Genomic DNA, 18,553 nt, shown 5'->3' on the forward strand with positions numbered 1-18,553 from the left:
GACCCAGCGTCGCCCTCCGGGCGGCGTGGACTGCGGAATCCAGAAGATGAAGGGCTCGAGTTTCTCAAATTAGAACTCGAGCCCTTTTTGCCGGAGACATTGGCCAAAGATCGATTAATTTATTGGCGCTAATCCACTAGCGCGAGAGCGATCGCGCGTAGTCAATCTCATCGACGGCAAACAGCTCGGGAGATGGCCCCTGGAGCTGGGCGATCGCCCGCCACTCTGCCGCAACCGCCTGGGGCACCCGGATCTCCAGGGCCGTCCCGTCGGTCAGGGGCACCCGGAGCTGAAATCGCTCCGAGGGCAGCTGGTCTAGGAGGGGCAGTAGGTCATACTGCCCCACGCTGGGGGCCGGGGCATCCTGCTGAAACAGGTCGGGCGATCGCAGGACTGCCCCTGTGGTGCTCTCGATCTCGAGGGGCTGGGGATGGGCGATCGCCACCGCGCCCGGAAAGCCCACCAGACGCAGGCCCAGCTCTGCGGGCGTCGGTTCGCCCCGCCGAAACAGCACCACCTGCCACGATCGCCCCTCGCGATCGCGCAGGGTGTTCCAGGACTTGTAGAGCAGGTGGTCCGGCGCCTCCTGGGCCAGGCGCAGCTCAGCGTGTCCAGCAGGGGCGATCGCCAGCCCACCCAGCCAAAGAACGAGGCCCAGAAACCAGGTCATACCAATGCTTTGCCAACGCCGAAGGCCCATCGCCACACCTCCCAAAACAAGGGGTTAACCGAGCATTAGAGATACTTTTGCAGCAGCAGCTTCATCCGCTCTTTGGTCGCTGCGGGCACCTTGTCCAGCGGCGTCAAAATCGCGTACTTCAGCGCCGAGTGGGCCTCAGAGACCGGCGGATTTTCGCTCAGGCGGCGCACCGTCTCGCGAATCACCTGCTGGGCATTGGTGGCGTTGCGGTGCAGGTTGGCGACCACCATATCCACCGTCACGCTGTCGTGGTCGGGGTGCCAGCAGTCGTAGTCCGTCACCAGCGCCAGAGTCGCATAGGCGATTTCCGCTTCGCGCGCCAGCTTGGCCTCCGGCACATTGGTCATGCCGATCACCGTGGCGCCCCAGCTGCGGTACAGATTCGACTCCGCCTTAGTCGAGAAAGCTGGCCCCTCCATGCAAACATAGGTGCCGCCCTTGTGCAGCGTCACCTCCGGCAGATCCAGGCTCTCGACCGCCTCTGCCAGGATTTTAGCCAGGTGGCCGCACACCGGATCGCCAAAGGCGATGTGGGCCACGATGCCGTCCCCAAAGAAGGTCGAAATCCGGTTGCGGGTCCGGTCAATAAACTGATCCGGGATCACCATGTCGAGGGGCTTGGCTTCTTGCTTGAGAGAGCCCACGGCCGACGCCGAAATCAAGTACTCAACGCCCAGGCTCTTCATGGCGTAGATATTGGCCCGGAAGGGAAGCTCAGTGGGGGTGAGGTGGTGGTTGCGACCGTGGCGCGCCAAAAAGGCCACCCGCGTGCCATCCAGAGTTCCGACGATCAGCGCATCCGAGGGATCGCCAAAGGGCGTCTCGACCCGCACTTCCTCAATGTCCTTGAGGGCTTCCATCTTGTAAAGGCCGCTGCCCCCGATAATGCCAATCTTTGCCTGCGCCATAAATTCTTCAGTTCGCTTGAGAGGGTGATAACCGTAGCCATTCTACAATCCCGTGGTTTGGCGCAGTCTAGGAGCCAAAGGGATCGGGGCGCAGAAGCCAAAAGGCCGTGGAGGTCTGGCCCGAGTCGTCAGGCTCAATCAGCAAAAAGTGCAGTCCCTGGCTGGCCTGCTGGCGCTCCTCGTAGGTGCGAGCCGCTGCGGCCATGTCGGGGTCTGTGGTCGTGGCGATCACCCAGCGATCGCTCAGGCCCGCTTCGAGGATCAGGCCGTCCGGGTCGCCCGTCCGGTAGTGGAGCGACACGGGCTGATGGGCCTGGAGCCAGCGGGCAATCTGGAGCGATCGCCGACCGCCTTCGAGGATGACGCCCGGAATGGGGGTCGTGGAGGCCAGCCCCAGCTGCACCGGCAGCAGCTCCGTGGGCATCTCCAAAATCGGCACCGGGCGATGCCGAAAGACCGAAATCAGATCCCCAGCGGCCATCGCCCCAAACCGCCAGCGATCGCCCCACAGCGTCTCGGGCAAAGGCGCAGGGGGCGCTTTCTCGATGTAGAGGGGCTGGTACGCTTCGCTGGAATACTCCGGCATCTGGGCGTAGGCCGAGGCGCGCGCCAGCAGCGCTGCCTTGATGGCCGGGGTGCGCCGCGTTCCTTCGACAGCGATTCCTAAGGGCTCGCAGGCCACCTGGAGCAGGCTCAGGGACTGGGGCCGAAACACCCGCAGGCGCTCTGGAGGCGTCACTCCCGCCGCAAAGTGCGATCGCAGCTGCCCCGTGAGCCAAGCCGCCGTTGCGTCCGGCTGAGGGCACATCGCACTCAAGATCAGCTGCCGCTGCTGATCACAGAGCAGCAGCTCCCAGAGAGGCTGGCCCGCCGCGTTTCGCAGCGGACGACGATAAAAATCCGCTTCCCAGATCGTCATTTCAGTTGGGGATCGTAGGGGGACCAGACCCAGCGCCACAGCGGGTGCACCGGACCCTGGTGCCGAATTTTGCGCACCTGTTTTTCTAGGCGTCGCTGCTCAACACGCGGCAGATCAAACAGAATATTTCGGCTCTGCCAGACCAAGACCGACAGCAGCATACCAATGCAGAAAGCGATGCCCAAGGTCGCCACCGGATGGTACACCAAGCCATAGCGCACTGCTGACCAGGTAAAGTACTCGCGCCACAGAGCAAATTCGCCCCGCAGCCGCCACAGACTCGCTGGCGCGATCGTCATCCACAAGATCCCCACCCACAGCCACCGCAAGCCCACCGTGATTCGGTGCAGGCGCCACGCCTGCAGCCGGAGGTCCGGCTCAACAGCCTTGAAGTGCAGGTAGGGATCAGGGAAGGGCGCAGGCATAGTCACGCGCGTTCAGCAATTGCCTTCAAAATTTCGGCAGCCAGGAGCAAAAGCGCGATCGCCGCCTGGCAACCCAAGGGCGATCGCGCGATCGATCGTTTAGGACTCTTCAGCCGTCGTCTCTTCAGCCGGACCTTCTGTCGCCACCACTGGCTGCAGCGTCGTGCGGCCAGTGCGCTCTCGCCACCAGGCCAGCATGGAGCTAGCGATAAAGATACTGGAGTACACCCCTGTCAAAAAGCCAATAATCAGCGCCAGGGAGAAGTACTTGAGCGTCGATCCGCCAAACCAGAAAATCGCCACCAGGGGCAAAATCGTGGTCAAAGAGGTATTGATCGAGCGCGTCAGTGTTTGGTTAACCGCATCGTCCACAACCTCAGCAATGTGCTTGGTTGGGTTTTGCTGGATGACCTCTCGCACCCGGTCATAGATGACCACTGTGTCATTGACCGAGAAACCAATAATCGTGAGCAGCGCCACGATAAAGAGGCTGTCAACCTCAGTTCCCAAGGTCAGGCCCAAAATGGCGAAGACGCCGACCGTCAGCAGGACATCATGGACTAGAGCCACGATGGCGAAGAAAGCGTAGTCAAACTGGAAGCGGAAGGTCAGGTAGACGATGATGCCAACGAAGGAAATGATCAGCGCCAGCATGCCGGAGATAAAGAGCTGGCGACCCAGGGTCGGACCCACGGAGTCAATCTGCGATCGCTCCGTGTCAAAGGTTCCCAACTCCTGCTCTAGGAGTCCCTGGAGCTCCAGTCGCTCCTCAGGAGAGAGGCTCGTCGTCTGGATCAAAACGCCCTGGCGATTCTCGCCAGTGACCTGAATGCTCCCAGTCAGATCTTTTTGATCTAGAATCTGGCGCACCGCCGCCGGGTCAATCGCCTTGGGCTCGTTGGAGTTTGGCTGCGTGCAGTTGTTGGGGACGGTGCAGTCGAGCTCTAGCTGCACCCGCGTCCCGCCCACAAAGTCCAGTCCAGGCCGCAGGGGCGTGCCGATGGTGGCCCAAGAAATCCCCATCGCCAACAAACCGCCCAGCAAAATCGCGACCGAGCTCACCCACCAGTAGCGGCGGTTTTTGTTGATTTCTAGTTTCATCCTGTCACCTCCAGCTTGGGGCAGTACCAGGCCGGCTTCCGCAAAGACGGCATGCTAATGGCAAACAGCAGCAAGGTGCGGCTACAGGTAACGGCTGTGAACATGCTCGTCAGGACGCCGATCGCCAGGGTCAGCGCAAAGCCTTTGACCAGGCCGGAGCCCAGCCAAAACAGCGCTCCACAAGCAATCAGGGTAGTCACGTTACTGTCCAGAATGCTCGAGAAGGCGCGGTAAAATCCAGATTCCACGGAGCGGAAGAGGGTTTTGCCGACGCGCAGCTCTTCCCGCATCCGCTCAAAAATCAAGACGTTGGCGTCGACAGCCATCCCGATGCTGAGAATGAAGCCTGCAATTCCCGGTAGGGTGAGGGTCACGCCCACGAGCTTGAACGCCGCCAGGGTCAATAGGGCGTAGATCAGCAGAGACAGATTCGCGACGAGTCCCGGCAAGCGGTAGTAAACGCCCATGAAGATTAAGACCAGCACCAAGCCGCCGATACCCGCGTAGAGGCTACGGTTGATGCTGTCGCGGCCCAGGGTAGCGCCCACGGTCCGGTTTTCCACGATCTCGACGGGCACAGGCAAAGCGCCCCCGCGCAGCTGGACCGCCAGGTCCGTGGCCCTCTCCGCGTTGAAGCTGCCGGTGATCACGGCGCGACCGCCCGCGATTCCGGTCTGGGCAAATTCGACGCCCACGGTAGGTGCGCTAATCAGCACTTCATCCAAGAAGATGCCGATGCTGCGCCCCGTGCCCGCCAAGGACTTGGTGAGCTCCGCAAAGCGATCGCCGCCTTGCCCGTCAAAGACAATGGCCACTTCCCAGCGATCGCCCGCGCCAGTCGGCTGGGGGCTCGCATCGGTCAGGTTTTCACCATTGAGGCCCACCTTCTCAAACAGCGGCTCGATCGCCTCATTGCTGCGACGCAAAGCAGCCTGAACTTCTTCGATTTTCGCCAGATCGTCAGCCTGCCGAGCCTCGGCCAGATTTTTCTCGAGCTCTTGGCGCACCAGCAGCTCTGCTTGCAGTTGGCCTTCGGTGCCAGGTCGCTGACGACGGAAGTCGAGCTGAGCCGTGCCGCCCAAGACTCGCTCCGCCTGCTCCGGATTGCTGACGCCCGGCAGCTGCACCACGATCTGGTCACTGCCCGAGGTCTGAATAATCGGTTCTGAAACGCCCAAACCGTTGACGCGGTTTTCGATCACCCGCTTCACCCCTTCGAGGACCTCGGGCGTGATTTCTTTCACGTTCTCCGAGGGGTTGAGCTGAATGGTGAGCTGCGCTCCGCCGCGCAAATCGAGGCCCAGGGGCAAGAATTCTCGCTTGCCATTTTCATTGGGCCAAAACAAAAGGGCGATCGCCGCCAAAATGAGGGCGAAAATTAAAATCAAAACAGAACGCTGTTTTCCCATACCAAGTCCCGCAGCGATAACAGCTATCTTACAGTGGCTCCTCAGAGCGCCTAGGACTGCCCAAAGCAGCTCCCAAGCGGACCCCTAGGCCACAAATCTTTCTAACTTGGGCGGCTAAAAGCCGTCAGACCCAAGGTTTCTTTTGATCATTTTCATCTTAAGGATAGGGCCAACGATAGCGCTGGCCCCACCCAGCGCTCAGCTGATCTAGACGCGCAGAGCCACCATCTTGCGGACGGCCTCTACGATGTCCTCAGGCTGCACAATGGTCAGCCGCTCCAAAGCACCGTTGTAGGGAGTCGGGATGTCCTGGGAGGACATCCGCAGTACCGGGGCATCGAGCTCATCAAAGAAGCGATCGTTGATGGAGGCGACGATTTCTGCACCGATTCCGCCAGTCCGCATGCACTCCTCAACCACGATGACGCGGTGAGTTTTGCGAATGGATTCGCCAATGGTGTCAAAGTCCAGCGGCTTGAGGGAAATCAAGTCGATGACTTCCGGGTCAAAGCCTTCTTTTTCGAGGGTTTTGAGCGCCTGGGTGACGTGGTGGCGCATCCGGGAATAGGTGAGGATGGTGACATCCTTGCCGCGCCGGACGATCTCTGCTTTGTCGAGGGGCAGGACATACTCCTCGTCGGGCAGGTTTTCCTTGAGGTTGTACAGGAGGACGTGCTCGAAGAAGAGCACCGGGTTGTCGTCTCGGATGGCGGCTTTGAGCAGGCCTTTGGCGTTGTAGGCCGTGGAGCAAGCAACGATCTTGAGGCCAGGGACGGCCTGGAAGTAAGCCTCGAGGCGCTGGGAGTGCTCAGCGCCGAGCTGACGACCGACACCGCCCGGTCCGCGAATCACCATGGGGATTTTGTAGTTGCCGCCCGAGGTATAGCGGAGCATCCCGGCGTTGTTGGCGATTTGGTTGAAGGCCAGGAGCAAAAAGCCCATGTTCATGCCCTCGATGATGGGGCGCAGGCCAGTCATGGCGGCGCCAACGGCCATGCCGGTAAAGCTGTTTTCGGCGATCGGGGTGTCGAGGACCCGCAAGTCGCCGTATTTCTTATACAGATCCTTGGTGACCTTGTAGGAACCGCCGTAGTGACCGACGTCTTCCCCCAGGACAAACACAGACGGATCGCGGGCCATTTCTTCGTCGACAGCCTCGCGAAGGGCGTTGAACATGAAGGTTTCTGCCATCTATAACCTCGTCAGCGGCTACGGTCTACGTCGAGTGGTTGCACGAATTTTGATGCAGTCTAAGATTTTACCCCTTAACCGGGGGTTTCGCTGCGATGAGCGGGGATCTTCGAGGGATCGCCCTTGGGGGAAAGTCGCCGCTAGGACTGAGCAATGGTCCACTGGGACTGCTGCAATCGCTGCTGCCAGAGCTGGTAGCCTTGGGCGCTTAGGTGAAGGCCGTCGGTCGTGAGTTCGGGGCGCAGGTTGCCATCAAAGTCTGCAAAGGCAGAGTAGAGATCGAGGTACTGGGCGTTTTCTTGGCGGGCGATCGCGGCGAGGCGCTGATTGAGGCGCGCCACGCGATCGCCTGGAATCCGGTCTAGGCGCGTGGGCAAAATCGACTGCACGACGATTTGGGCAGAGGGGTGGGTTTGGCGCAGTCGCCGCATGATCACCCGCAGATTCCACAGGACGGTGTTGTCTGAGGCACCTTGCTTGAGGTCATTGACCCCCGCCATCACGTAGATCGTGTCGGGCCGCGTCTGGGCGAAGTTTTGCAGACGGCTCAGGACGTGGGCCGAGGTCTCGCCGGAGATGCTTTGGTTGAGCCAGAGGCGATCGCCCGCCAAGTCCTCCGGGGGCAGCCACAGGGTGAGGGAGTCTCCCACCAGGACCGACAGGCGGCTGCGGCCCTGACTCTGGGCGACCACCCGCGCTTCTTGGGCCAGGAGACGCTTCCAGTCTTCGTGGGTGGGCTGGCGGGTCGCCCGAGACCACAGATCCTGAAAGCTGTCACTGGGCAAACGGGTGTAGAGCCGGCCCGCCCGCAGGGCGGCCCAGCGCTGGACAAAGAGCTGGCTGCCGGAGCGAGGCCGCGGAATTACCTGGGGCGGCGCTAGGGGCGTGAAGTCCGAGCGGCCGGGCGGCAGAGCGCCAAACTCGGGCTGAATCGCCACACCGGCGGGGGCTGGCGGATTAGCGGGAACAGCGGGCTCCGGAAGGGTCTTGGGAGCAGTCTGGAGAATGGGCACCGGATCGGGAGCGGACGCAGAGGCAGAAGCAGCAAGCTGGGCTTCGGTCAGAGCCAGGAGTTCCAAACCACTCATGGGCAATTGCTGGTGAAACGACGCGGGGCGATCGCTCCTGAGCTGCAAATCTTGGCAGACCACGGAGCGATCGCCTGTTTCTCTTTTGACACGGGTTTCTTCCGCAGTCAGGACAGTTGCCGGATTTCCTCGCTGGCCCAAAGCGCCGCAACAACTCTGTTACATCGGGGGACGGGCGATCGCCGCCCAGTCCCGCAGCGTCGGGATCAGGGCCTCGGTCAGGGTCACCGGATCCACGCCCAGGACGGTGCGCTCCTGAGCCGCTCGGCATGCCGCCTGGGCATGCCACCAGGCGGCGCTGCGCACGCTCGCCTCCGGGGCGATCCCTTTGGCGAGTCCCTGGGCCATCAGGCCACCGATCAGCCCGGTCAAGACATCGCCGCTGCCGCCCCGAGCCAGGGCGGGCGTGCTCTCGGGATTGATCCAGACGGGGCCTTGGGGGCTGGCGATCGCCGTTCGCGCACCCTTAAGCAAAATGGTTGCACCCGTGGCCTGGGCCGCAGCCTGGGCCGCCTGGGGCCGGTTTTCGCGATCCCAGCCGGTCTCGGGAAACAGCCGCTGAAATTCGCCAGTGTGGGGGGTCAGCACCGTCGGGGCCGATCGCGATCGCAGGGTGGCGATGGGATCGATTTGGGCCAGCAAGTTCAGGCCGTCTGCGTCGAGGACCAAGGGGCGATCGCTCTCCAAAAGCGTTCTCATAACGCCCGCTGCGTCCAGGGTCAGGCCCGGTCCACAGGCGATCGCCTGGAATTTCGCCAAGTCGAGACTGGGCAATTGGGCGATCGCCCCGCTCTCGGTTTCCGGGCAGCCGTAGGCCACCACCTCGGGCAGGCGGCTCACCAGCCAGGGCTTCGCGGACTCCGGCACCGCCATGGACACCATACCCACCCCCGTCGCCCGCGCCCCCAGCGCCGTCAGCAGCATCGCCCCCAGGTACTGCCGAGACCCGCACACCAGCAGGACGTGGCCCTGGCGATACTTGTGAGTGGAGGGCTGGCGGACCAGCGGCAGCCCCGAAAGAGCGACTTCTGGGGTGATCCGGCGCAGCCCAGGCGACTCTGATAGCACCGCCGCGATGTCCGCTAGGGGCAGATCAAAGTCAACTAGCTCTGTTTCTCCAACAAAGGCCAGGGCGCGATCCTGGAGCAAGCCCAGCTTCCAGAGGCCCAAACACAGGGTGCGATCGGCACAGATTGCGGTGCCCAGGGCCTCGCCGGTGTCGGTGTGCAGACCGGACGGCAGGTCAATGCTGACTACGGGGCACGGCAGGGCGTTGAGGTGGGCGATCGCCGCCGCCAAATCCCCGTCGATCGGGCGCTCCAGCCCAAAGCCAAACAGCCCATCCACAATCAAATCCACGCCGTCCAGGCTCTCGGGGCGATCGCTCACCGAAGCGCCCAGGCTCTGGACATAGCGGGCGTGCTGAGCCGTCAAGTCTTTTAGCTTAGCGATGGGCTGCCACAGACGCACCTCATACCCCCGAAACAGCAGCTCCCGCGCCACCACCAGCCCATCGCCGCCATTGTGCCCCGGCCCCACCAGCACTCCCACCCGGCGCGTTGCAGGCTGGGGGTAGAGCACCTGAATTCGGCGCGCCACCTGGCCAGCGACCTTTTCCATTAGGGCCGCGACCGGCATCCCCGCCGCAAACACCCGCGACTCGATGGCGCGCATCTGCTGGGCCGTCACCACAAAGGTTTGAAGTTGAGCCGCTCGGTCCTGCATGGCGATGGGGCGCTCAAGCGTTGTTCAGTTCGTTCAGTTACCGATCGAAATAGACCCGCGCGTTGGGGAGGCCGATCCCCTTGAGGGCGTTCATGGAGCGCTCCGCCGCGTCGCGATCGCCGAAGGGACCGACCGCCACATGAGGTCCCAAAGGTGCCGTGCGCTGGAGCACCTGGCCACTGACCCCGGCACGGCGCACCGTTTCGGCAATGGACGGCAGCAGGGCGCGATCGGCCGGAATCACCACATAGTAGCCCTGGGCCACCGACCCAAAGTCCTCTCCGCCGTCCCCCGAGACCGAGATCAGGTTCGAGCGAATGCCCTGGGCCTGGAGCTGGGCCGCTCGCTGGGCGGCGTTTTCGCGGCTGTTGAAGGTGCCTGCCTGAATCACCGTGCGTCCTTTATAGGTCTTGCGGAAGGCCTCCGGCTCCACGCGCCGCACCTGCCCCAGCAGCAGATCGCTATCGCCGCTGATCAGCACGAAATAGCGTCCGGGCAGGCCAGCCGGGGTGGCGGGGCTCAGCGACGGCGCGGTCGTCGGCAGGGGCGCAGAAAATTCAATTTCCCGAGGGGCAGCGGCGGGAGCAGCCGACGGGTCCGAGGGCACGGTCACCGAGGGCAAGGGCGTGAGTTCTGGCGGCGGCGGCAGACCCTGAAACACATCCTGAGCGATGAGCTGGCTTTTGAGGAGAGGGGTTTCTGCGATCGCCCCCTCCGCGATCGCCCCCAACGCACCCGAAACCACCGCTGCCCCCGCGAGCAGGCGCAGCTTTAGCCCAAAACGTAGCGGCCCAACTTGGCACCCATTGTGGTGACTCACCATGACTTCGAACCCAATGATTTTTGAGGAACTCCCCTAGGGCATGGGAAAATTTGCAGCCAGTGTAGCACGGGAGTTTGGCAAAACCCTGCCCTGGCTGCCAGAGGGCAATCGCCCCAGATTTTTGGCCCCTGACGCCCCTTGGCCAAAACCCACTACACTAAAACCCCAGAAGGACCAAAGTCCTCAAGGCGTTTTGGATCCGTCTCGCTGTTCTTTTGCGCTTCGCCGCCCCATAGCCCCCATGAGCCATCTTTCCCCGCTCAAACTCAATCTCACCGAAGGCTCGGTTTCCCTTAGCTTCACGCCGGAGGCCGCCCGCGATTTGCAAGCGGCCCTCAGCACGCTGATGAGTCGTCTCAAGACGATCGCCGCCCAAGCCACCCCCGGCACCCCCGGCCGCCCCAATCCCCAGGAGCCCATCGAGTATCGCCACACCGGCGACGTCTTTCTCGAGATCTTCTGCAATCCCAATATTTGGCCCAGCCCCTTCGCTGCCAAGGTCCTGATCACCATCCGGGACGAGCGCATTCGCCTCACCACCGAAGCCGAGCTGAGCCGCGTGATCGAGGACGTCAACTTTTATCTCGAGCAGGCTGGCTAAAACGGACCTTTTGGCTAGAAAGCTCACCCACAACCAGCATTCTCAGAAGAGTTTTGTAGAATCGAGGCAGGCTCAGGCTCACACTGACAGCAGGCGATCGCCCCTAGACCCTCATTCTTGGGCATCCCACGCTTCGCGTTTCGCTGTCACCCCCTCCCTGCCCCATTCAAAATACCGACATAACCTCGATGAACTCCGACACCGTACTTCAGTTACTCCAGCGAGGTTTTCGCGTCACCCTCGGCGCGACAGCTTCCCTAGTTGAGATCCTGCAAGATCCCCAACGGCGTGATGCCAACCTCTCCAAGCTGCGGACCGAGTTTGATCAGCTAGCCCAAGAGTGGGCCGAAAAGGGCAGCGTCACCGAGCAGGAAGCCCGCAACTTTGTGGACAGCATTTTCCGCCAGGGCGATCGCGCCGCCTCCAGCCCCGCCGAGAGTACCGGATACGACTACGGCAGCACCACCACCGTGGTCGCTCCGCCCTCGGCAGCCTCGCCGGACACGCAGCTAGAGCTGCAAGAGCTGACCGCTCAGCTTGCAGCCATCCGGGCCGAGCTCGAAGCCCTCAGAAACCAAGAATCTGACTCCGGACAGTAGGCGATCGCCCCGGCAAAACAACTGCATCTTGATTCCCAAAAACGCCCTGCACTTTTATCAAGTACAGGGCGTTTTCCCAATGAAAACTATTCAATTTTTAGAAGCCTCACACCTTTGGAATCTAATCGTTTTCCCACTCTTCGTGGCCGAGCAAGTCACAAATCGGATCGCGCAACAAGAAATCATTACGCTCTAGTTCGCACTCCACCAAGGCCCACTCCCGAGGCGGGATGAACTGGCACAGAACGTAAATCGGCTGTTTGCGGCTAACTACCCCTTTGTGCACAAGCTGACGCGCTTCGTCCTGAATTACATTTAAGGAGTATTGGACAGATTGAATCATGGTTCACCCTCATGTCTGTAGCGAGCTAACAAATCGAGACGGGGTAGCGAAACCAACGGTAAAGCTTTGGGCGAGCTGTGCCTTTTGTAATCGAGTATACTAACCAGTTTTTATTCTTACGCTACCCCTCTCTCAATTATATTAATAACCGTTAAGAGAGTCAGAACTCTCTGACATTATAATTTCTACAAAATGTGCCACCTTTGATACAATCCGCAGCGGCTTTTGGCAGTTCTAGAAAGTTTAAATTCGCTTATTTGAACGATAGAAATTCTTAAGAAGTTCCAAAGTTTCAGGCCAAGAGGAACCTCTAGAACTATTGTGGCAGCGATCGCCTGGGGCGCTTCAGATCAAAACAGAAACACACAACTCCCAAAAGTTCGGGGCCTGAAACATTTTCTAAAGTTGCGATCGCCTGCACCTTCCAAGCTTAAGAGGCGATCGCAGGTTGAGAGACGCCCTGGCGGCGCTGGACACACAGATCTACCGCTAGGTCTAGGGCCGCTTTCATACTGGCGGGGCTAGCGATTCCCCGGCCAGCGATATCAAAGGCGGTGCCGTGGTCCGGAGAGGTGCGCACGAAGGGCAAGCCGATGGAGGTGTTGACGGCGCGATCGAAGGCCATCAGCTTGACGGGAATGAGGCCCTGGTCGTGATAGAGGGCGAGGTAGCCGTCGTGGGCGATCGCGCCTGCGGGGCCAAACCAGGCCTGGCCGGGCTTGACCCACAGCGTGTCGGGGGGAATCGGTCCCTCAATCTGGACGTGGGGCCAGCGCTGGCGCGATCGCTCTAGCCAAGGTCCCAGCCACTCCACTTCTTCTCGGCCCAGCTGCCCCTGCTCGCCGCTGTGGGGGTTGAGGCCGGCAACGGCAATGCGCGGCGTTTTGAGGCCAAAGTCTTGGTCCAGGCACCCTAGCAGCAGCTCCAGCTTCTGATCGAGCAGCTCCGGGGTGAGGGCGTCGGGCACCTGGCGCAGGGGAATGTGGGTGGTGGCCAAGAGGGTGCGCAGGATCCAGCCTGTATGGGGCGATCGCGCCACGAAGAGCATGCCGTAGCGCGGGGCGCCGCCCCGCTCAGCCAGCAGCTCTGTTTGGCCGGGATAGTGATGACCAGCTGCTTTCCAGGCGGACTTGGCGATGGGGCCGGTGACGATTCCCTGGAACTCGCCAGCAACGGCCCGAGCGATCGCCGTCTCCAGGTACGCGAAGCTGGCTGCGCCCGTGGCTGCGCTTTCTTGACCCCAGGTCAGCGTGCTCAGGGGAGTCGGCACCTCCAGGACCGCCAGGGTTGCCGGGTCAGCCAGCGGCAGATCGGGGTGCTGGCGACGCAGGTGCTCGTAGGTCGTTTCCAGGAGCGATCGCTGGCCCACCACCGTCACCTGAGCCCCTGGCAGCGGCTGAGACAGCGCCTTGAGCAGCACCTCAGGCCCGATACCCGCAGGATCTCCGAGGGTGACCGCCAACCGAACCTGCTCTTGTTCCCGATGCTGCCCGTTCATACCCGTTCTCCTGAAGATTGACCTATCCCAAACTCCGTTGGCCCAGCCGAGGAGGCCAGCCAGCAGCACCGCTCCAGCGGGCCACAAACCAACTATTCCAGCCCTGATTGACCTAAAATACTGGGTGCAGCCCCCGGCGTTCAGGCGACTTTCGCCGCATTCTAGAACCCAGGGAGCCTGTTTTCACGCAGCTACTGAGAGGAGCGAATACTGCAATGGGCGAAATGTTCACCGCCGCCTTTCTATCCGCCAGCCTGATTCTGGTGGGCCTGTCCGCTGGTTTCCTGCTTCTGAAAATTCAGAAAGGCGCAGAAGGCTAATTTCTCGTCAGTATGAGCCGGAGCACTGCTCAGTCCTCCGGTTCATCCAGGTGCTCCGCCACCTCTCGATACAAATTCAGCACGTGGCTGTCCTTGAGGCGATAAAACACGTTTCGCCCTTGCTTCCGGTAGCCCACCAGTCGGATCGATCGCAGCGCCCGCAGCTGGTGCGACACCGCAGACTCGCTCATTTTGACGATCGCCGCTAGGTCACAGACGCACAGCTCTTGCATAGCCAGCGCCGACACAATGCGCAGGCGGTTGGCGTCCCCCAGCAAACCAAAAAACTCAGCCATTCGCTGAGCCTTTTCTTGACTCAAAATTTCTCGGTGCAGTTGTCGAACCTGCTCCAGATTGACCGGATGCTGAACGTCGCAGTTCAGACTCTCCGAAGCCTGAACGGCATCCGCAGACGTTGAAAGCACAGGTTTGGGATTAGACATTGCACATCTCAAAACGCATCGGACCAGCGGCCAAAACTTTGGACGGGCTCAGCAGCCCCAATCCTACTTTAATCTTTCTGGCAGGCAGACGGCCGGGCTCGGATGCCCCTGTGCGCTGGTAGCTGAGCGGGCGCAGGCGATCGCCCCGTGGGTCACAGCTTGGGTCGCAGGTCCGTCAGGCCTTCGAGTTTTGGTCTTCTCAGCGCATTTCTGAAAGGGGGACAAGGATTTCTGATAACATCTTATAAAAAGTTAACGAATCATCCTTATCCCTCATGAATGTACTGGTGGTGGGTGCCACGGGCACTTTAGGAAGACAAGTTACGCGGCGCGCCCTCGATGAGGGATATAAGGTGCGCTGTCTGGTGAGAAATTTCAAAAAGGCCTCGTTCTTGCGGGAGTGGGGCGCTGAGTTGGTCGAGGCCAATCTGTGCAATCCCGAAAGTCTGCCGCCCACCCTCGAAGGCATGGACATCGTGATCGATGCGGCGACCACTCGCCCCACCGACAGTCAGCGGATGCAGAAGGTCGACTGGGACGGTAAAGTCGCCTTGATCCAGGCAGCCAAGGCTGCCAACATCAAGCGCTTTGTCTTTTTCTCGATCTTGGAGTGCGACCAGCATCCCGACGTGCCGCTGATGGACATCAAGCACTGCACGGAGAAATTTCTGGCGGAGTCGGGGCTCAACTACACGATTCTGCGGCCCTGCGGCTTCATGCAGGGTCTGATTGCCCAGTACGCCATTCCGGTTTTGGAAGGCCAAACGGTTTGGGTGACCGGAGAAGCGGCCCCCATCGCCTACATGGACACCCTCGACATCGCCAAGTTTGCGGTGCGATCGCTGTCGGTCCCGGCCACCGAGAACCGCATCTTCCCCGTGGTGGGCACTCGACCCTGGGGAGGCTACGAAATCATTCGCCTGTGCGAGCGGCTTTCGGGCCAAGACGCGAAGGTGGCTCGCATGCCGACGGGCCTGGTGCGCGGCGTTCGCCGCATTGCGCGCTTCTTCCAGTGGGGCCAAAACTTGGCGGACCGACTGGCCTTTGTGGAAGTGATCGCCGACGGAGAACCCTTTACGGCACCGATGGACGAGGTGTACGAGACTTTTGGGATCGATCGCCAGGAAACTACGACTCTAGAAGCCTACATGCAGGAGTATTTTGCCCGCATTATTAAGAAGCTAAAAGAGCTAGATTACGAAGTCTCGGCCAAGAAACAGAGCAAAAAGAAACTGCCTTTCTAAGGGCAGCTTTTGAGAGATAGCACCCTCTAGGCACTGTGGCTCGGGAAGGGTGCGGTAAGATTAAGCTTGAATGAGTGGGGCTTCTTTCAAAGTGAAGAATTCTCTCTTGCAGTGGCGTTCATAGTTGGTATGAGCGTGACCCATTGAGGAATTAGAATTCTGCATTGAGGTTGAAGAATCCCCACTATTTGGGCGATCGCCCCTTTTTTAGACCTTCATTTAGACGTTGGATCACAAGCGTGCCCAAGGTTGGCATTATTTACAACGACGTTAAGCCTGTTGCCTGTCGAACCGCAGAAGAGTTACACAGCAAGCTCATAGACCAGGGATGGGAAGTTTGTCTCGCCACCGGTTTGGGGGGGATTCTGGGCTACTCCGAGCTAGAGGGCGAGGCTTGTCGTATTCCCATTGAGAGTCTGGTTCCGCCAGGTTTTGACGAAGAAATTCAGTTTGCGATCGTGCTGGGGGGAGACGGCACGGTCCTGTCGGCCTTTCGGCAAATAGCTCCCCTCGGGATTCCCCTGCTGACGGTCAACACAGGCCATATGGGGTTCTTGACGGAGGTCTACATCAATCAGCTCTCAACGGCCATCGATCAGATGCTGGCGGGAGAGTACGAGGTGGAGACCCGCAGTATGCTGGCGGTGCAGGTGTTCCGGCGCGATCGCCTGCTGTGGGAGGCTCTGTGCCTCAACGAGATGGTGCTGCACCGGGAGCCACTGACGAGCATGTGCCACTTTGAGATTGGCATTGGTCGTCATGCCCCCGTCGATATTGCCGCCGACGGGATTATTCTTTCGACGCCCACGGGCTCGACGGCCTATTCGCTGTCGGCCGGGGGGCCTGTAGTAACGCCTGGGGTTTCTGTCCTACAGCTGGTGCCGATCTGCCCTCACTCGTTGGCTTCGCGAGCGCTGGTGTTTGATGATCAGGAAGTGGTGCAGATCTTCCCTGCCAACCTCGATCGCTTGGTGATGGTGGTGGACGGCAACGCCGGTTGCTATGTGATGCCCGATGATCGGGTGCAGGTCGAGCGATCGCCCTACAACGCTCGATTTATTCGTCTGCAAGCCCCTGAGTTTTTTCAAGTGCTGCGCGAAAAGCTGGGCTGGGGCCTACCCCACATCGCCAAGCCAACCTCGGTCGAGCTGCCCTAGCCTTGCCTAGAAACCAGATAAAATTCGGTTGAGGCGATCGCGCGATCGCCCTTTTTGCTGCCGCTCTCCTCAGGCCTATGAATCTCCCGGCTTCCGCTGTCCATGATCCTTGCATTTTGCTGCTCGAGGCCGATGATCTGCTTGCCCAGCACATGAGTCTGGATCTCAAAGAAGCAGGGTACGACGCCGTCGTGGCCCACGACGCCAGCACTGGACTCCAGCAGCTCTCGCAGCTCCAGCCCGCCATGGTAGTGGTCGATCGCATGCTGGGGGGTGAGTCAGGGCTCCAGTTTTGCACGCAGCTGCGGGGATTGGGCTTTCGGGTGCCGGTCCTGCTGCTGATGGCGCGCGACACCGTCGAAGACCGCATCGCCTGCCTCGAAGCAGGAGCCGACGACTATTTCCTCAAGCCCTATCGCACCGAAGAGTTCTTGCGGCTGCTGCGGCTCTATCTGCGGCCCGAGACCACCGGCAATGAGCAGCTTCGCTTTGGGGAACTGGTCCTGGACCTGGCTACCCGGCGAGTGCTGCGCAATGGACGCACCATCGACCTGACGATGAAAGAATTTGACCTGCTGAAGTACCTGATGGAGCATCCACGGGAGGTCCTGACGCGGGAGCAAATCCTAGAGAATGTCTGGGGCTACGACTTCATGGGCGAATCCAACGTGATTGAGGTCTATATTCGCTATCTGCGGCTGAAAATCGAGGACGAAGGCGAAAAACGGCTAATTCAGACTGTGCGCGGCGTGGGCTATGTGCTGCGTGAACCTTAACCAAAATCGGCGCGATCGAAACTTCTCAGCCTCGCCTGCGGTCAATCCCTTTGCGTTGATAGATTTTTTGATTCATCTAGCATGACTAACCGATCGGGCGATCGCCCTCATCTGTTTCTTCGGAGCACTGCGCTGGGACTCACGATGCTGCTCATGGGCTGCTCTGCTCCAGCGACCGAGCTACCCCCAGACACAGATTCGGCAGAGCAGATTCTCGAGAGCACGCTTCCGGCAGGTGCTCAGCTGCTCCCCGTTTCGGCTCAGGCGCGCATCGGTCAAGCGATCATCCGCCTGGAGGTGGCGAGGACTTCGGCAGAGCAAGCAACGGGGCTGATGTTCCGGCCAGCCCTTCCGGCCAATCGAGGGATGCTGTTTCCCTTTGAGCCGGCCCGACCGGTGCAGTTCTGGATGCGCAATGTGCCGGTGCCGCTGGATATGGTGTTTGTGTACAACGGTGAGGTGAAGGCGATCGCGGCTGAGGTGCCCCCCTGCACCACCCCAAGCTGCCCCACCTACGGCCCGACAGCTCTGATTGACCAAGTGATCGAGCTGCGAGCTGGCAGAGCCGCCGAGCTCGGTCTAGAAGTGGGCGATCGCGTCAGCATTGAAGCAATTTCGCCGTGATGTCTGCTTTTTGAGAGCTTTTTTTGAGAAAGTTTACAAAAAAACACTAAACTACTCATAATTAGACCTATACAAACCCGGTTGGAATTTGCTACGCTTGCAGTCCAAGTCGGCCCCAGGGTTCATCCGGGCGCATCCGGAGTTTATGAGCGTAGATTCTTCACACTGGGTTTTGCTCAGGTTGGGAGATCTTCGTCTATGCTTTGGGAAGACTTTAATCGGAGTGGTGATTCCTGCTCAGATTTAAGGCCAATAGGTCACATGGCTAGCTGTGCTGAACAGCAGAATCGAGTGTCCTAGAGACAAGCCTGACCAGGAATTTTGATTCGTTCTTTCGCCGAGCGAAATTTCCGATATGGCGCTGCGGGTTGGTGTAGTCTTTGCCTACGCCGTGCGACGACAGTCTCGGGAATTTCTCAAGCGGCGGGTGTGAGGTCTTTGGTGTGAGGCGATCGCGGTGTTGCTTTTGCAAGCATCGCATCTGATCGGTAAAGAGCATTGGGACCAAGCGTTTCTTGGTCTGCTGAGGACTTGCGAAGAGCAGCGCAAGTCTCTCGATCTTGCTGTAGGTCTGCTGCTAGAAGTCGCTGAATCTCTGACGCTGGAGGCTCTGCTTCTCTAGCTTAGGTCGGAGGTCTGGGGGTGTTGGCAGTGGCACA

General features: G+C 60.3%; 20 protein-coding genes. 7 read left to right on the top strand and 13 right to left on the bottom strand.

Features of this window, described 5'->3' with window-relative positions; all coding sequences use genetic code 11:
- Window positions 1–136: 136 nt before the first annotated feature.
- From GEI7407_RS12700 to GEI7407_RS19605, 10 genes are all read right to left on the bottom strand, one after another.
- Window positions 137–700 (bottom strand): DUF3122 domain-containing protein, encoded by a 564-nt coding sequence (locus GEI7407_RS12700; RefSeq protein WP_015172588.1) that lies wholly within the window; start codon window positions 698–700, stop codon window positions 137–139.
- Window positions 701–735: 35 nt separating this feature from the next.
- A complete protein-coding gene (locus GEI7407_RS12705; protein WP_015172589.1) occupies window positions 736–1,608 on the bottom strand; it encodes an S-methyl-5'-thioadenosine phosphorylase in 873 nt (290 codons plus the stop codon).
- A 67-nt stretch (window positions 1,609–1,675) separates the two neighbouring features.
- Window positions 1,676–2,527 (bottom strand): Tab2/Atab2 family RNA-binding protein, encoded by an 852-nt coding sequence (locus GEI7407_RS12710; RefSeq protein WP_015172590.1) that lies wholly within the window; start codon window positions 2,525–2,527, stop codon window positions 1,676–1,678.
- A complete protein-coding gene (locus GEI7407_RS12715) occupies window positions 2,524–2,952 on the bottom strand; it encodes a hypothetical protein (RefSeq protein ID WP_015172591.1) in 429 nt (142 codons plus the stop codon). Before GEI7407_RS12715 ends, GEI7407_RS12710 begins: the two co-directional genes overlap by 4 nt.
- Before the next feature lie 99 nt (window positions 2,953–3,051).
- Window positions 3,052–4,053 (bottom strand): protein translocase subunit SecF, encoded by a 1,002-nt coding sequence (secF, locus tag GEI7407_RS12720; protein WP_015172592.1) that lies wholly within the window; start codon window positions 4,051–4,053, stop codon window positions 3,052–3,054.
- Window positions 4,050–5,462, bottom strand: a complete 1,413-nt coding sequence (gene secD, locus GEI7407_RS12725; RefSeq protein ID WP_015172593.1) for a protein translocase subunit SecD — start codon at window positions 5,460–5,462, stop codon at window positions 4,050–4,052. Before secD ends, secF begins: the two co-directional genes overlap by 4 nt.
- 207 nt (window positions 5,463–5,669) lie before the next feature.
- Complete coding sequence (locus tag GEI7407_RS12730; protein ID WP_015172594.1) at window positions 5,670–6,653, bottom strand: alpha-ketoacid dehydrogenase subunit beta; 984 nt, start codon at window positions 6,651–6,653, stop codon at window positions 5,670–5,672.
- Between the two features lie 140 nt (window positions 6,654–6,793).
- Entirely contained in the window at window positions 6,794–7,741 is a 948-nt protein-coding gene (locus GEI7407_RS12735) for a GDSL-type esterase/lipase family protein (protein WP_150109788.1), read from the bottom strand.
- A gap of 159 nt (window positions 7,742–7,900) precedes the next feature.
- The gene (locus tag GEI7407_RS12740; RefSeq protein WP_015172596.1) at window positions 7,901–9,466 is read right to left on the bottom strand and encodes a bifunctional ADP-dependent NAD(P)H-hydrate dehydratase/NAD(P)H-hydrate epimerase; all 1,566 of its coding nucleotides are present in this window, start codon (window positions 9,464–9,466) and stop codon (window positions 7,901–7,903) included.
- Window positions 9,467–9,503: 37 nt separating this feature from the next.
- Window positions 9,504–10,289 (bottom strand): SPOR domain-containing protein, encoded by a 786-nt coding sequence (locus GEI7407_RS19605; protein ID WP_015172597.1) that lies wholly within the window; start codon window positions 10,287–10,289, stop codon window positions 9,504–9,506.
- Window positions 10,290–10,530: 241 nt separating this feature from the next.
- Here GEI7407_RS19605 and GEI7407_RS12750 point away from each other — a divergent pair, with 241 nt between their 5' ends.
- Together GEI7407_RS12750 and GEI7407_RS12755 are read left to right on the top strand one after the other, a co-directional pair.
- Window positions 10,531–10,890 carry a hypothetical protein gene (locus tag GEI7407_RS12750; protein WP_015172598.1) on the top strand — a complete coding sequence of 120 codons (360 nt, stop codon included), beginning with the start codon at window positions 10,531–10,533 and terminating at the stop codon, window positions 10,888–10,890.
- Between the two features lie 188 nt (window positions 10,891–11,078).
- Entirely contained in the window at window positions 11,079–11,489 is a 411-nt protein-coding gene (locus tag GEI7407_RS12755; RefSeq protein WP_015172599.1) for a hypothetical protein, read from the top strand.
- Window positions 11,490–11,610: 121 nt separating this feature from the next.
- Here GEI7407_RS12755 and GEI7407_RS12760 read toward each other — a convergent pair whose 3' ends face one another.
- Both GEI7407_RS12760 and pdxA read right to left on the bottom strand, forming a co-directional pair.
- Complete coding sequence (locus GEI7407_RS12760; RefSeq protein WP_015172600.1) at window positions 11,611–11,832, bottom strand: DUF4327 family protein; 222 nt, start codon at window positions 11,830–11,832, stop codon at window positions 11,611–11,613.
- 430 nt (window positions 11,833–12,262) lie between these two features.
- A complete protein-coding gene (gene pdxA / locus GEI7407_RS12765) occupies window positions 12,263–13,330 on the bottom strand; it encodes a 4-hydroxythreonine-4-phosphate dehydrogenase PdxA (RefSeq protein WP_015172601.1) in 1,068 nt (355 codons plus the stop codon).
- 215 nt (window positions 13,331–13,545) lie between these two features.
- Here pdxA and GEI7407_RS12770 point away from each other — a divergent pair, with 215 nt between their 5' ends.
- Complete coding sequence (locus GEI7407_RS12770; protein WP_015172602.1) at window positions 13,546–13,650, top strand: PetM family cytochrome b6-f complex subunit 7; 105 nt, start codon at window positions 13,546–13,548, stop codon at window positions 13,648–13,650.
- A 29-nt stretch (window positions 13,651–13,679) separates the two neighbouring features.
- Here GEI7407_RS12770 and GEI7407_RS12775 read toward each other — a convergent pair whose 3' ends face one another.
- Window positions 13,680–14,093 (bottom strand): helix-turn-helix transcriptional regulator, encoded by a 414-nt coding sequence (locus GEI7407_RS12775; RefSeq protein WP_015172603.1) that lies wholly within the window; start codon window positions 14,091–14,093, stop codon window positions 13,680–13,682.
- 275 nt (window positions 14,094–14,368) lie between these two features.
- Between GEI7407_RS12775 and GEI7407_RS12780 the strand changes: the two genes are divergently transcribed.
- From GEI7407_RS12780 to GEI7407_RS12795, 4 genes are all read left to right on the top strand, one after another.
- Window positions 14,369–15,337 (top strand): SDR family oxidoreductase, encoded by a 969-nt coding sequence (locus GEI7407_RS12780; RefSeq protein ID WP_015172604.1) that lies wholly within the window; start codon window positions 14,369–14,371, stop codon window positions 15,335–15,337.
- 239 nt (window positions 15,338–15,576) lie between these two features.
- The gene (locus GEI7407_RS12785; protein WP_015172605.1) at window positions 15,577–16,494 is read left to right on the top strand and encodes an NAD(+) kinase; all 918 of its coding nucleotides are present in this window, start codon (window positions 15,577–15,579) and stop codon (window positions 16,492–16,494) included.
- Between the two features lie 77 nt (window positions 16,495–16,571).
- On the top strand, window positions 16,572–17,270 hold the full coding sequence (nblR, locus tag GEI7407_RS12790) for a response regulator transcription factor NblR (protein WP_015172606.1): 699 nt from the start codon (window positions 16,572–16,574) through the stop codon (window positions 17,268–17,270).
- 144 nt (window positions 17,271–17,414) lie between these two features.
- Window positions 17,415–17,894 (top strand): DUF192 domain-containing protein, encoded by a 480-nt coding sequence (locus GEI7407_RS12795; protein ID WP_015172607.1) that lies wholly within the window; start codon window positions 17,415–17,417, stop codon window positions 17,892–17,894.
- The last annotated feature ends 659 nt before the right edge of the window (window positions 17,895–18,553 follow it).

This window comes from Geitlerinema sp. PCC 7407, from assembly GCF_000317045.1.
Lineage (GTDB): Bacteria > Cyanobacteriota > Cyanobacteriia > PCC-7407 > PCC-7407 > PCC-7407.

Excerpts from the sequence above, each read along its gene's own strand:
- GEI7407_RS12710 (WP_015172590.1), bottom strand. The coding sequence starts at position 2,527 with ATGACGATCTGGGAAGCGGATTTTTATCGTCGTCCGCTGCGAAACGCG.
- GEI7407_RS12730 (WP_015172594.1), bottom strand. The coding sequence starts at position 6,653 with ATGGCAGAAACCTTCATGTTCAACGCCCTTCGCGAGGCTGTCGACGAA.
- pdxA (WP_015172601.1), bottom strand. The coding sequence starts at position 13,330 with ATGAACGGGCAGCATCGGGAACAAGAGCAGGTTCGGTTGGCGGTCACC.
- GEI7407_RS12750 (WP_015172598.1), top strand. The coding sequence starts at position 10,531 with ATGAGCCATCTTTCCCCGCTCAAACTCAATCTCACCGAAGGCTCGGTT.
- GEI7407_RS12760 (WP_015172600.1), bottom strand. The coding sequence starts at position 11,832 with ATGATTCAATCTGTCCAATACTCCTTAAATGTAATTCAGGACGAAGCG.
- GEI7407_RS12795 (WP_015172607.1), top strand. The coding sequence starts at position 17,415 with ATGCTGCTCATGGGCTGCTCTGCTCCAGCGACCGAGCTACCCCCAGAC.
- secD (WP_015172593.1), bottom strand. The coding sequence starts at position 5,462 with ATGGGAAAACAGCGTTCTGTTTTGATTTTAATTTTCGCCCTCATTTTG.
- nblR (WP_015172606.1), top strand. The coding sequence starts at position 16,572 with ATGAATCTCCCGGCTTCCGCTGTCCATGATCCTTGCATTTTGCTGCTC.
- GEI7407_RS12775 (WP_015172603.1), bottom strand. The coding sequence starts at position 14,093 with ATGTCTAATCCCAAACCTGTGCTTTCAACGTCTGCGGATGCCGTTCAG.
- GEI7407_RS12715 (WP_015172591.1), bottom strand. The coding sequence starts at position 2,952 with ATGCCTGCGCCCTTCCCTGATCCCTACCTGCACTTCAAGGCTGTTGAG.
- GEI7407_RS19605 (WP_015172597.1), bottom strand. The coding sequence starts at position 10,289 with ATGGTGAGTCACCACAATGGGTGCCAAGTTGGGCCGCTACGTTTTGGG.
- GEI7407_RS12755 (WP_015172599.1), top strand. The coding sequence starts at position 11,079 with ATGAACTCCGACACCGTACTTCAGTTACTCCAGCGAGGTTTTCGCGTC.
- GEI7407_RS12735 (WP_150109788.1), bottom strand. The coding sequence starts at position 7,741 with ATGAGTGGTTTGGAACTCCTGGCTCTGACCGAAGCCCAGCTTGCTGCT.
- GEI7407_RS12705 (WP_015172589.1), bottom strand. The coding sequence starts at position 1,608 with ATGGCGCAGGCAAAGATTGGCATTATCGGGGGCAGCGGCCTTTACAAG.
- GEI7407_RS12770 (WP_015172602.1), top strand. The coding sequence starts at position 13,546 with ATGGGCGAAATGTTCACCGCCGCCTTTCTATCCGCCAGCCTGATTCTG.
- GEI7407_RS12740 (WP_015172596.1), bottom strand. The coding sequence starts at position 9,466 with ATGCAGGACCGAGCGGCTCAACTTCAAACCTTTGTGGTGACGGCCCAG.
- GEI7407_RS12780 (WP_015172604.1), top strand. The coding sequence starts at position 14,369 with ATGAATGTACTGGTGGTGGGTGCCACGGGCACTTTAGGAAGACAAGTT.
- GEI7407_RS12700 (WP_015172588.1), bottom strand. The coding sequence starts at position 700 with ATGGGCCTTCGGCGTTGGCAAAGCATTGGTATGACCTGGTTTCTGGGC.
- secF (WP_015172592.1), bottom strand. The coding sequence starts at position 4,053 with ATGAAACTAGAAATCAACAAAAACCGCCGCTACTGGTGGGTGAGCTCG.